The sequence below is a fragment of the Rhodoferax sp. genome, from assembly GCF_030646845.1.
Classification (GTDB): Bacteria; Pseudomonadota; Gammaproteobacteria; order Burkholderiales; family Burkholderiaceae_C; genus Rhodoferax.
The window spans coordinates 47966-60358 of sequence record NZ_JAUSLE010000048.1 but is presented as its reverse complement, the minus strand read 5'-3'; the positions used below and the strand labels follow the sequence as shown (position 1 = coordinate 60358).

At 62.8% G+C, this 12393-nt stretch carries 11 protein-coding genes; 7 read left to right on the top strand and 4 right to left on the bottom strand.

Annotated features, from left to right (window positions below; translation table 11 throughout):
• Positions 1–168: 168 nt before the first annotated feature.
• Positions 169–2394: a malate synthase G gene (locus tag Q7T10_RS11275; RefSeq protein ID WP_304748222.1), complete on the bottom strand. Its 2226-nt coding sequence runs from the start codon at positions 2392–2394 to the stop codon at positions 169–171.
• Positions 2395–2623: 229 nt separating this feature from the next.
• Between Q7T10_RS11275 and Q7T10_RS11270 the strand changes: the two genes are divergently transcribed.
• From Q7T10_RS11270 to Q7T10_RS11255, 4 genes are all read left to right on the top strand, one after another.
• Entirely contained in the window at positions 2624–3832 is a 1209-nt protein-coding gene (locus Q7T10_RS11270; protein ID WP_304748221.1) for a CaiB/BaiF CoA-transferase family protein, read from the top strand.
• A gap of 87 nt (positions 3833–3919) precedes the next feature.
• Positions 3920–4840 (top strand): LysR family transcriptional regulator, encoded by a 921-nt coding sequence (locus Q7T10_RS11265; RefSeq protein WP_304748220.1) that lies wholly within the window; start codon positions 3920–3922, stop codon positions 4838–4840.
• Entirely contained in the window at positions 4837–5667 is an 831-nt protein-coding gene (locus Q7T10_RS11260) for a ChbG/HpnK family deacetylase (protein ID WP_304748218.1), read from the top strand. The genes Q7T10_RS11265 and Q7T10_RS11260 overlap by 4 nt, the downstream gene beginning before the upstream one ends.
• Before the next feature lie 46 nt (positions 5668–5713).
• Positions 5714–7294 (top strand): glycosyltransferase family 39 protein, encoded by a 1581-nt coding sequence (locus tag Q7T10_RS11255; RefSeq protein ID WP_304748214.1) that lies wholly within the window; start codon positions 5714–5716, stop codon positions 7292–7294.
• Here Q7T10_RS11255 and Q7T10_RS11250 read toward each other — a convergent pair.
• The 3 genes from Q7T10_RS11250 to Q7T10_RS11240 all read right to left on the bottom strand — a co-directional run bounded on the left by Q7T10_RS11250 (position 7223) and on the right by Q7T10_RS11240 (position 9175).
• Positions 7223–7591, bottom strand: coding sequence for a GtrA family protein (locus Q7T10_RS11250; protein WP_304748212.1), 369 nt, complete (start codon positions 7589–7591; stop codon positions 7223–7225). The genes Q7T10_RS11255 and Q7T10_RS11250 overlap by 72 nt on opposite strands.
• Positions 7588–8607, bottom strand: a complete 1020-nt coding sequence (locus Q7T10_RS11245; protein ID WP_304748210.1) for a glycosyltransferase family 2 protein — start codon at positions 8605–8607, stop codon at positions 7588–7590. Before Q7T10_RS11245 ends, Q7T10_RS11250 begins: the two co-directional genes overlap by 4 nt.
• Positions 8608–8671: 64 nt before the next feature.
• Complete coding sequence (locus tag Q7T10_RS11240) at positions 8672–9175, bottom strand: PsiF family protein (RefSeq protein ID WP_370653759.1); 504 nt, start codon at positions 9173–9175, stop codon at positions 8672–8674.
• On the opposite strand from Q7T10_RS11240, the gene argS reads away from it, so the two are divergent.
• The 3 genes from argS to Q7T10_RS11225 all read left to right on the top strand — a co-directional run bounded on the left by argS (position 9174) and on the right by Q7T10_RS11225 (position 12210).
• The gene (gene argS, locus Q7T10_RS11235) at positions 9174–10847 is read left to right on the top strand and encodes an arginine--tRNA ligase (protein ID WP_304748208.1); all 1674 of its coding nucleotides are present in this window, start codon (positions 9174–9176) and stop codon (positions 10845–10847) included. The genes Q7T10_RS11240 and argS overlap by 2 nt on opposite strands.
• A 21-nt stretch (positions 10848–10868) precedes the next feature.
• Positions 10869–11471 carry an SPOR domain-containing protein gene (locus Q7T10_RS11230; protein WP_304748227.1) on the top strand — a complete coding sequence of 201 codons (603 nt, stop codon included), beginning with the start codon at positions 10869–10871 and terminating at the stop codon, positions 11469–11471.
• 64 nt (positions 11472–11535) lie between these two features.
• Complete coding sequence (locus Q7T10_RS11225) at positions 11536–12210, top strand: thiol:disulfide interchange protein DsbA/DsbL (protein ID WP_304748206.1); 675 nt, start codon at positions 11536–11538, stop codon at positions 12208–12210.
• Positions 12211–12393: the final 183 nt, after the last annotated feature.

The window sequence follows — 12393 nt, the reverse complement described above, 5'->3', positions numbered from 1 at the left end:
AATTGGTCAAGTCAGGCGCCGCGGCGCGGGACGGGGTGATGATTCGCAACGCCGGATGAAAAACGGCACCCGAAGGTGCCGCTCTGGCGGGATCAGCAAACTTATAGGCCAAATCGGCCTCTAGCCCCCGTCCCTATTGCGTAAGCAGCTATCTATTTGATACAGACCTTAGACGGCCACAGCCTTGGCCGCCGCCTTCACCTTCAGCCGCCAGCCATGTAACAGCGGCTCGGTGTAGCCACTCGGTTGGCTCAAGCCCTTGAACACCAGATCGCAGGCGGCCATGTAGGCCATGCTGGTGTCAAAGTGCCCGGCCATCGGCTGGTACAGCGGGTCACCCGCGTTTTGCTGGTCCACCACCGCCGCCATGCGCTCGAAGGTTTCCGTGATCTGCGCCGCGCTCGCCACCCCGTGGTGCAGCCAGTTGGCCATGTGCTGGCTGCTGATGCGCAGCGTGGCGCGGTCTTCCATGAGCGCGACGTTGTGGATGTCGGGCACCTTGGAGCAGCCCACGCCCTGGTCGATCCAGCGCACCACGTAGCCCAGAATGCCCTGCGCGTTGTTATCGAGCTCTTGCTGAATTTCGGTGGCGCTCCAGTTGGTGCTGGCCGCCACCGGCACTTGCAGCAGGCCCTGCAACAAGGTGTCGCGCTCCTTGTCGGCTTTGACATTTTCCATTTGCTTTTGAATGTCGCTCACCAGCACCTGGTGGTAGTGCAGCGCGTGCAGAGTGGCGCCGGTGGGGCTCGGTACCCAGGCGGTGTTGGCACCGGCCAGCGGGTGCGCGATCTTCTGCTTGAGCATGTCTTTCATCAGGTCCGGCATGGCCCACATGCCTTTGCCGATCTGCGCTTTGCCCCGCAGGCCGCAGGTCAGGCCCACGAGCACGTTGTTGCGCTCATAGGCTGCAATCCAGGCGCTGGTTTTCATGTCGCCCTTGCGGATCATGGCGCCGCCCTGCATGGCACTGTGCATCTCGTCGCCGGTGCGATCCAGGAAGCCGGTGTTGATGAAGGCCACGCGGCTGGCCGCTGCGCCAATGCAGGCTTTGAGGTTGACGCTGGTGCGGCGCTCTTCGTCCATGATGCCGAGCTTGACGGTACTGTCGGGTAGGCCGAGCATCTTTTCAACGCGGCCAAACAGTTCGTTGGCAAACGCGACTTCCACCGGGCCGTGCATTTTGGGTTTGACGATGTAGACCGAGCCCTTGCGCGAGTTGCGGATGCCATCCTTGGCCGTGCGCTTCAGGTCATGCATGGCGATGGTGGTGGTGACCACGGCGTCCAGAATGCCTTCCGGGATTTCGCGCGTCACGCCGGCCTTGTCGGTGTACAGGATGGCCGGATTGGTCATCAGGTGCCCAACGTTGCGCACGAACATGAGCGAGCGGCCATGCAGCGTCACTTTTTTGCCTTTGCCGGAGGGCGGGGTGTAGACACGGTCGGTGTTCAGGCCGCGGGTGAGCGTCTTGCCGCCTTTCTCAAAACTCTCGGTCAGCGTGCCCTGCAGGATGCCAAGCCAGTTGCTGTAGGCCAGCACCTTGTCGTCGGCGTCCACCACCGCGACCGAGTCCTCCAGGTCCAGGATGGTCGAGAGCGCCGCTTCCAGCACCAGGTCGCTGACGCCGGCCGGGTCGCTGGCACCAATCGGCGTGGCGCGGTTGATCTGCAGGTCCAGGTGCAGGCCGTTGTGTTGCAGCAGCACACTGGAGGGCGCTTTCTCTTCGCCCTGGAAGCCGATCAGTTGCGCCGGGTTGGCCAGGCTGGTGTTGCTGCCGTCAGCCAGCTTGACCGCCAACTTGCCGTCCTTGATGCGGTAGCTGGTGGAGTCGACGTGCGAGCCCTTACGCAGGGGCGCGGTGCGATCCAGCACATGGCGCGCGTATTCGATCACCTTGGCGCCACGCACCGGGTTGTAGCTCTTGCCCTTCTTGGCGCCCTTCGCTTCAGAAATGACGTCCGTGCCGTACAACGCGTCATACAGCGAACCCCAGCGCGCATTGGCGGCGTTCAGGGCGTAGCGGGCGTTCAGCACGGGCACCACCAGTTGCGGGCCGGCTTGCACGGCCAGTTCGGCGTCGACCTTGGTGGTGGTGATGCGGGCCTTCTTTGGGCTGGGCACCAAATAACCAATTTTTTCCAGAAAGGCGCGGTAGGCCGGCATATCCTGAATCGGGCCGGGATTGGCCTTGTGCCATGCGTCCAGTTCGGTTTGCAGGCGGTCGCGTTCGGCCAGTAGGGCGATGTTCTTGGGCGCGAGATCGGCCACCAGGGCATCGAAGCCCTTCCAGAATGTGGCGCTGGTGACGCCGGTGCCGGGCAGCACCCTGGTGTCAATGAACTGGTGCAGGACAGTGGCGACTTGCAGGCGGTGCGTGAGGGTGCGTTCGGTCATGGTGTGTGGCTTTATCGAGGAAGATGGTGAAAAAGGTGTGCGCTGAGAGCGCTGATGCTTATAGTTTTCCATTTTATTCGATACCTCACCAAGCATTGACTTCCAATAAATCTGTTTATCCATGACAAAAATAGATGCAATCGCGTCGGTGCACGGGAAGGACAATCCAGGGCCAGTGGCCGCCATCGTCCCGGACGGCGCGTCACCATCGAACAACCTGAGGTCTGAAGTGAATAGTCTGTCATCTGGCACCCGCCCGTTACCCCTGGCCGGTCTGCGCGTCGTTGAATTCACCCACATGGTCATGGGCCCGACCTGCGGCATGGTGCTGGCCGACATGGGGGCTGAAGTCATCAAGGTCGAGCCGATCGACGGCGACCGCACGCGCCACCTGCTGGGTGCCGGCGCAGGCTTCTTCCCCATGTTCAACCGCAACAAGAAAAGCATCGCCATTGACCTGCACAAGCCCGAAGGCGCCGAAGTGGCGCGCAAGCTGGCGGCCACGGCTGATGTGGTGGCCGAGAACTTCAAGCCCGGCACCATGGGCAAATACGGGCTCGACTACGCCGCCCTGTCGCAGGTGAATCCACGCCTGATCTATGTTGCCCACAAGGGTTTTTTGCCAGGACCATACGAGCACCGCACGGCACTCGACGAGGTGGTGCAGATGATGGGCGGACTGGCCTACATGACCGGCCGCCCCGGTGACCCCTTGCGTGCGGGCACCAGCGTGAACGACATCATGGGCGGCATGTTCGGCGCCATCGGCGCGTTGGGCGCGCTGATCCAGCGCGGCATCACCGGGCGCGGCCAGGAGGTGCAGAGTGCGCTGTTCGAGAACAACGTGTTTCTCGTGGGCCAGCACATGCTGCAATACGCCGTCACTGGCCAGCCCGCTGCGCCCATGCCCGCGCGTATCTCGCCTTGGGCGGTGTATGACGTGTTCACCGTGAAAGACGGCGAACAGATCTTCCTGGCAGCCGTGAGCGATGCGCAGTGGGTGACGTTTTGCGATGCGCTGGGCTTCAGTGACCTCAAAGCCAACCCTCAGTTCGCCACCAACAACGACCGTGTGCGCGGGCGCGCCACCCTCCTGCCCCTGCTGCGCGAACGCCTGGCCAGCCGCAGTGCGGCGGAGTTGGCGGCCCTGCTGGAGGCGCGTGAATTGCCGTTCGCGCCCATTCGCAAGCCCGAAGAACTGTTCGATGACGAACACCTGCTGGCAACGGGTGGCCTGGCCGATATCACCCTGCCAGACGGTGAGCGGGCCGGGCAGACAGCGCAGACCACGCTGTTTCCGTTCACCATGGACGGCCAGCGCCTGGGCGTGCGCCTGCACCCGCCCACCAAGGGCGAGCACACGGCGGAGTTGCTGGCGGGGCTGGGTTACAACGCGCAGGCGATCGAGGCGCTGCAGGCGAGCCACGCCGTGGCATGAGTCCACCGGTGGCCAGGCTCGCGGGAAATGACCTAATAAAAATATTGAGCTGTTGTCTTTTGACTTTTATGCAGGTAATCTGCCGGCATGGACAAACTCAAGCAGCTTGAATCTTTTGTTTCCGTTGCCACCCGTGGCAGCCTGACCGCCGCTGCCAATGCCGAAGGGGTGGCCCCGGCCATCATGGGGCGCCGGCTGGACGGCCTGGAAGAGCGCCTCGGTGTCAAACTGCTGGTGCGCACCACCCGGCGCATCTCGCTCACGCATGAGGGCACTGCGTTTCTCGAAGACTGCCAGCGTTTGCTGACCGACATTGCCAATGCCGAGGCCAGCGTTTCTGCTGGCGGGGTGAAAGCCAGTGGGCATTTGCGAATTACGGCTCCGGCTGGGTTTGGGCGTCGTCACGTGGCGCCACTGGTGCCGCGCTTTCGGGAGCTGCATGCCGATGTCACCATTTCGCTGAATCTGAGCGACCGCGTGGTGGATCTGGCCGGCGAGGGCTTTGACTGCGCTGTTCGCGTCGGTGACATGCCGGATTCATCCCTGGTCAGCGTGCGCCTGGCAGACAATCGCCGGCTGTGCGTGGCGACTCGCACTTACCTGAAGCAACACGGCACACCGGCCCACCCCCACGATTTGTCCAAGTTTGACTGCCTGACCATGTCCAGCGATGCATCGCAAACGCGTGGCTGGGCCTTCCGGGTGCCCAAAGGCAATGGCCATGAGCTCGTTCACCTCAAACCCGGCGGCCCGCTGAATTGCTCGGACGGCCAGGTGCTGCATGACTGGTGTGTGGCAGGGTACGGTATTGCCTGGCGCAGCACCTGGGAGGTGGCGGCGGAGGTCGCAACCGGTGCGCTGGTGCCGGTGCTGGAGGACTTTGCAGCGCCGCCCAACGGCATTTACGCGGTGTTCCCTCACGCCAAGCATTTGCCCTTGCGTGTGCGCTTGTGGGTTGATTTTCTCAAGCACCATTTCGGCGAGTCCGGGTTTTGGCAGGCGCAATGAGCGCCCCCGATCAAATGGGCTTGAGGGGCGTGATCCTGTGCGCTGACGACTTCGCGGTGCATGAGAGCGCCTCGCGGGGTATTGCCGCACTGGCAGCGCTGGGTCGTCTCAGTGCAACCAGCGCCATGGTGTTGTCGCCGCGCTGGCCGCAGGATGTCGCCCTGTTGCAGGAGGTGCGTGGGCACATCGACGTCGGTTTGCACCTGGACTGGACCAGTGACTTTGCCATCGCCGCCGGGCACGGCAAGTCGCTGCGCGCGGCCATGCTCAAAGCCGCGCTCGGCGGCTTTGACCGAACCGCAGCGCGCGGCGTGATCGAGCGCCAGCTGGACGCGTTTGAGGCGCAGTGGATGGCACCGCCCGACTTTGTGGACGGCCACCAGCATGTGCAGCAGTTTGCCGGCATTCGCGAAGCGCTGGTGCAGGCGCTGGCCAGCCGCTACGGCGGCAAAAGCGATCACACGCCGTATGTGCGGATTTCGCGCGCGCCAGCGGCATCGGCCGATCTGAAAAGCCGGGTGATCGCCGCGATGGGCGCTTCTGCTCTTGAAACGATAGCTACCAAGGCAGGAATAACGGGGGCTGCGGCCTTGTTGGGCATATATGATTTCTCTGGCGATGGGGCACGTTATGCCAGTCTGATGGCGGGCTGGCTGCACGCCGCCCCGGCGCGCAGCATCATCATGTGCCACCCGGCGCTCGCGGATGAGGTCGGCGATGCCATCGGCGCGGCGCGCGCACGGGAGTTTGCCTACCTGGGCAGCGCGGACTTCCCCCAGGCGCTGGCGCACGCCGGCGTCCAGCTGGTTCGCGGTGTTTCACAGTAGCGGGGTACAGGATCAGGATCGCAACGCTGACCGCTAAAATTCGTTGGTGAATACCTCCCTGAACGAACGAAAAAAATCCTGGCTGACGCTGGCCGGGCTCTGGCTGCTGCTGCTGCTGATGGCCGCCATGCGGCCGCTGGCGGTGCCCGACGAGGGGCGCTACGGCGAGATCGGACGCTGGATGCTGCAAAGCGGCGACTGGCTCACCCCGCGCCTCAATGGCATTCCTTTCTTTCACAAGCCGCCCTACGTCTACTGGCTGGAGGCCATGTCGCTGGCCACCTTTGGCGTCAACGAACTGGCCCTGCGCCTGGTGCCCGCGCTGCACGTCGGCCTGATGCTGGTGGTGCTGTACCTGGCGGCGCGAACCATCAGTACGGAGCAGATCGCCCGCCGCGCCGCCCTCATGCTGGGCACCAGCATGACCTTTCTGGTGGGTGGCCAGTATGTGAACCACGACATGGCGGTGGCATCATGGATCGGCGTGGCCATCTGGTGTTTTGCCTTTGCCTTCATGGCGGGGGACAAACCGAATGCCACACTGGCGCGGCTGGGCTTTGTGGCCTGCGCCATGGGCATGCTCAGCAAGGGCCTGATCGGCATTGCGCTGCCGGGCCTGGTGATTTTCATCTGGCTGGTCTGGACCCGGCAGTTCAGGAAAGTGCTTTACCTGCCGTGGCTCAGCGGCCTGACGCTATTTGCCGTGATTGCGCTGCCGTGGTTTGTCGTCGCCCAGCAGAAGTACCCGCAGCTGTTTGACTACATGTTCATCAACCAGCACTTCAAACGGTACACCGCCACGACCTACAACAACCCGCAGCCCTGGTGGTTTTACCTGGCGTCGCTGGTGCTGCTGCTGTTTCCCTGGGTGTTCTTTGCATTGAACCAGCTTCGCCGGCAGACCAGCCAGACATCGGGCGCGGCGGCACCGCTGGCCAAGGCATGGTGGAGTCTGTGCTGGATCTGGGTGGCGGCCATCGTCGCCTTCTTCTCGATTCCCAATTCCAAGCTGGTGGGCTATGTGCTGCCGGTGATGCCGGCGCTGGCACTGCTGGCGGCACTGGGCTGGGAGCGCGTCATGGCGCACCGCGCCCGCGCCGGGCTCGTGTTTGTCGGCTTGTGCCTGCTGAACGTCGCCATCGCCCTCACCCTGGTCCTCAAGGTGGGCGACGTCACCCGCACCGGGCGTTCGCAGGACATCGCCCAGGCGCTGGCCTGTGCCGCCCGGCCCTCGGACACGGTCTACGTGTCGGATGCATTTCCCTACGACCTGCCGTTTTATGCCCAAACCACCCGCCCCATGGTCGTGCTGGGGAACTGGGCCGCCTTGCGTCAACAGGTGGGCGACGGCTGGCAGCGCGAGTTGTTTGAAGGGGCGGATTTTGATGCGCAGGCTGCCAGGCTTTTGCAGTCGCCTGAAGAACTGGCCAAGGCCGGTGCCGTGCCAGGAAACTGGTTTGCCACGCAGACCGGCAACCGCATAGCCGAGGGCCTGACGGGCTGGAAGCTTTTTTACCAGGGTGCCGGCTGGTCGCTTTACCAGTCCGCCACGGCGTCACCGGCGGAAGGCCCAAAAGCGGCTGAGCAAAAAGGTCTGCCCGGCTGCAAACAGCAGAGCAATAAATAGCGCCAGCAGCGAAGGCCAGTCCAGGGCGCGCAACAGTACGATAAAGACGGCTTCATTGCTGGCGAAGCCGGCCAGTGCGGTGATGGCAAACCGGCGCAGGCTGGTGCCCACGCTGGTGCCCGCATCCTTGAAACTCAGCAGCCGGTGTCCGGCAAAGCTCACCACAAAGGCAACGCAGAAGCCCAGGGCATTGGCCAGTTCGGGCCACATCTGATGCTGGGTCAGCGCAAAGACCCCCATGTGCGTCAGGGCGGCGGCGCCTCCGACGGCGAGAAACCACAAAGTTGACGCGCTCAAAGCAGGGACGTTTCCTGATGGGCCGAGGGCGATCCCATGGCCCCGGGCGCCGGTACGCGCGGCATCAGCCCGCCGCCTTCACGCTGGCTGATGAGGTAGGCGGGCCGCTGTTTGACCTCTTCGTAAATCCGGCCCACATATTCAGCCAGCACGCCAATGGAAAGCAGCTGGATGCCGCTGAAGAACATCATGCCAACCACGATCGTGGCATAGCCGGGGACCGCGATGCCGTTAACCCAATAGTCCACCACCACCCAGCTGCCATAGCCCAGGGCAAGTGCTGACAGTACCAACCCGACCAGCGTCAACGCCCGCAGGGGCGCAATGGAAAACGCCAGAATCCCGGTCAGCGCCAGCGAAAGCGACCCGCGCAGACCAAAATTGCTTTTTCCATCCGCGCGAGGCAACGGCTGGTAATCGATGGCCGTGCTGTTGAAACCGACCCAGGCGTACAGCCCTTTCATGAACCGGTTGCGTTCGGGCAGGCTCTTCAGGGCATCCACCACCTTGCGGTCCATTAGCCGGAAATCGCCCGCATTGGCCGGAATTTGCACGCGGTTGCCGAAATTGACCATCTTGTAGAAAAGCCCGGTCAGGCTCACCTGCAGCCCCGACTGGTCTTCGCGGGTTTTTCGCACCGCGTACACCACGTCCGAGCCCTGCCGCCATTTCTGCAGCATGTCAGGCAGCAGAGCCACCGGATGCTGGCCATCGGCGTCCATCAGGATCACGACCTCGCCCCGGGTGGCATCGATGCCGGCTGTGAGCGCGGGCTCCTTGCCGAAGTTGCGCGAGAGCTTGAGATAGACCACTTCACGGTGGGCGGCGCACAGGGTCTGCATGACCTGCGTGGTGTCGTCGCGACTGCCGTCATCCACCACAATCAACTCAATGCGGTCGCTCAGGGCAGTGAGTGTCGCCAAAATCCGCGGCACCACGGTGCCCAGATTGCGCGCTTCGTTGAAGGCGGGAATGACGCAAGAGATCGAGAGGGGCTGGTCAGAACGAGAAATCATGGCCGCATCATGCCAAAAGAAAACCCCGCCGGGCAAGACCGGCGGGGTTTTTTATGCGAACGACTTATTTCTTCGCTGCGGGCGCTGCAGCCGCTGGTTTGGCGGCCGCTTCGGGCTTCGCCGCTGCTTCCGGCTTGGCGCCGGCCTGTTCATCGGCCATGCACTTCTTGATGTGGCTGCTTTTCGCGGCGCCGGCGAGCTTCTTGTCCGCGGCGGACTTCTCACAAGCCGGGCTTGCGGCCGCAGGTTTGGCACTCAAACACTCTTTCATGAAGGCTTTTCGCTCATCTCCTTTTTTGTCACCCGCCTCCTTGTTGCACATGCCCATCTTGCTTTGCTGCTTGGTGGCGGCCTTGTCGTCCGCGGCGTGGGCAGCACCGAGGGAAAGGGACAAGCCCAAAGCGAGGAGGGTCAAAAACTTCTTCATTGTGTTTCCTTTAAAAGCGGGTTTGGAGGGAGATTCCGGCCGGAATTCGAACACACAACGCGCCGATTGGCAAACCTGAAGACAAAGCGTTACCGTTGCGCCGATTGGGCGCGACCGGCTCGCCCCGTAAAATGAAATCATGTTGTCTGTAAAAATTGAATTGCTCGAAGCCCTGCGCCATGCGCTGGAAAACCTGTCCCCCGGAGCAGGTGCCAAAGCCGCCTTTGAGTCGCCCAAGGTGGCCAGCCACGGCGACCTCGCCACCACAGCCGCCATGCAGCTGGCCAAACCGCTGAAGCTCAACCCGCGCCAACTGGCTGAAAATCTGCGCGCCGCATTGCTGACAGCAGCCCCTTTTCAGCGCTGGGTTGATGCGATCGATATTGCCGGCCCCGGCTTCATCAATATCAGGCTCAAGCCCGAGGCCAAGCAGCAAATCGTGCGTGAAGTGCTGGCGCGCGGCTCAAGCTTTGGCGGCCAGGCCACAACCGGCCACCGCATGCTGGTGGAATTTGTCTCGGCCAATCCGACGGGTCCGCTGCACGTGGGGCATGGCCGCCAGGCCGCCTTGGGCGATGCCATCTGCAACCTGTACCAGACCCAGGGTTGGGAGGTGTACCGCGAGTTCTATTACAACGACGCCGGGGTTCAGATTGGCACGCTCGCCACCAGCACCCAGCTGCGCGCCAGGGGCTTCAAGCCGGGCGACCCCGAGTGGCCCGAACAAGCCTACAACGGCGACTACATTGCCGACATTGCGGCCGACTTCTTGGCGAAAAAGACCGTCCACTCGGACGACCGCGAATACACCGCCTCGGGTGACGTGGAGGCGCTGGACGATATCCGCCTGTTCGCCGTGGCTTACTTGCGCCACGAGCAGGATCTGGACCTGAAGGCGTTCTCCGTCCGGTTCGACAACTACTACCTGGAGTCCAGCCTGTACCTGAGCGGCAAGGTCGATGACGTGGTGAAGAAATTGCACGACGCCGGCAAGACCTACGAGCACGATGGCGCGCTGTGGCTGAAGTCGACCGAGTATGGTGACGACAAGGACCGCGTCATGCGCAAGGGCGACGGCACCTACACCTACTTCGTGCCGGATGTGGCCTACCACATCACCAAGTGGGAACGGGGCTTTGAGAAGGTGGTCAACATTCAGGGCACCGATCACCACGGCACTATCTCAAGGGTGCGTGCCGGCCTGCAAGCCGCCGGCGTCGGCATCCCGCAAGGTTACCCGGACTACGTGCTGCACACGATGGTGCGCGTGGTGCGCGGCGGTGAGGAAGTGAAGATCTCCAAGCGGGCCGGCAGCTATGTGACGCTGCGCGACCTGATCGACTGGACCAGCAAGGACGCCGTGCGCTTCTTTCTGCTCAGCCGCAAGCCTGACACCGAATACACCTTTGACGTGGATCTGGCGGTGGCCAAGAACAACGACAACCCGGTGTACTACGTGCAGTACGCGCATGCCCGGATTTGTTCGGTGCTCGCGGCGTGGGGTGGCGACGTGGCCACGCTCCAGGATGTGGACCTCACGCCCCTGCAGAGCCCGCAGGCCCAGGCCCTCATGCTGCTGCTGGCCCGGTACCCCGAAATGCTGACCGCCGCGGCCGTGGATTTTGCACCGCACGACGTGACTTTTTACCTGCGCGAACTCGCCGCCTGCTACCACAGCTATTACGACGCGGAACGTATTCTGGTGGATGATGAAACGGTGAAACGGGCCCGGTTGGCACTGGTCGCCGCGACGGCGCAGGTGCTGCACAATGGCCTGGCGGTGCTGGGTGTGAGTGCCCCGCAAAAAATGTAAATTGAAATTGAAATGCAATACATGAAACAGCAACGCGGTGGAACTATTCTGGGCTTCGTCATTGGGGTAGTGGTAGGCCTCGGAGCGGCGCTGGCGGTTGCCGTCTACGTCACCAAGGTCCCGATTCCGTTCGTCAACAAAGGGCAAAGTCGCAGCGTTGATCAGGATGTTGCGGAGACCCAGAAGAACAAGAACTGGGACCCCAACGCCCCCTTGTACGGGAAAAATCCAGCCAAACCGGCCGCACCAGCGGTGACAGCGCCTGCGCCAACGCCTGACGTCGGCGCGGCGCCAGGCCCCGCGCCGAAAACCGAAGTGAAGCCGGCTGTGTCTGCAGACCCCCTGGGTGATCTGGCCAAAGCGCGCTCGTCTGGCACCACGGCTGAGCCGTTCGCCTACTTCGTTCAGGTCGGAGCCTTTCGCACCCCTGAAGACGCGGAAAGTCAGCGGGCCAAATTGTCACTCAGTGGCGTGGAAGCCAAAGTATCTGAACGTGAACAGTCGGGCCGCACGGTCTACCGGGTACGTGTCGGCCCCTTCGACAAAAAAGAGGATGCCGACAGGACCAAGGAAAGACTGGAGTCTGCCGGCATGGAGACGGCCTTGGTAAGGGTGCAGCGATAGCTGCGGCGGCGCTGAACTTTCCATGGTTGACCTGGTCTGATTGATTTAACAGGAGTGTTTGAAGATGAAGCGTCGTGATTTTTCCCTTGCCGGTGGCGTCGCGCTGGCGGCAGGTGCACTGGTATTGCCAGCAGCACGGGCCCAGACCACTACCCCGGCCCAGGTTCAGGGCAAAGCCCCGCAAGCAGGCGAAGACTATCTGGCGCTGGACAAGCGGGTGCCCGTGGACGCTCCTGCCGGCAAGATTGAAGTCATCGAATTCTTCTGGTACAGCTGTCCCCACTGCAATACCTTTGAGCCGGCACTCGATGCCTGGATCAAACGCGCGCCCAAAGACCTTGCGGTGCGACGGGTGCCGGTTGCCTTCCGCGACGATTTTGTGCCGCAGCAGCGCCTGTTCTATGCCCTGGAGGCCATGGGTTTGGTGGACCAGCTGCACCGCAAGGTGTTTGCCGCCATTCACGTTGAAAGACAAGACCTGGCCCGGGCCGACGCCATCGCCGCCTGGGTGGCCAAGCAAGGCGTGGACAAAGCGAAGTTCCTGGAGCACTACAACTCATTCTCGGTCGCGACCAAGGCGACGCGTGGCACCCAGCTGCAAAACGCCTACAAGGTCGAGGGCGTTCCCGCACTCGGCGTGGCAGGTCGTTTCTACACCGATGGCACACTCGCCAAGAACATGGATCGCGCCCTGCAGATCGTGGATTTTCTCGCCGCAGGCATCCGCAGCGGCCGATGAACTGACCCCGCCGACATCAACGCGGCACGAGCCCAAAAGCGGCTCTGCAGCCAGCTCGCGTCCGGGGTAACGCGCCCTTGCGTTAGCTCAAGCGCCCGCCGCTGAATCAGCGCAAGATGGGTCCATTGTCTGGGCATGATTTCCCGACCGTCTCAAACAATCTCGTGATCAGGACCGCCCGGG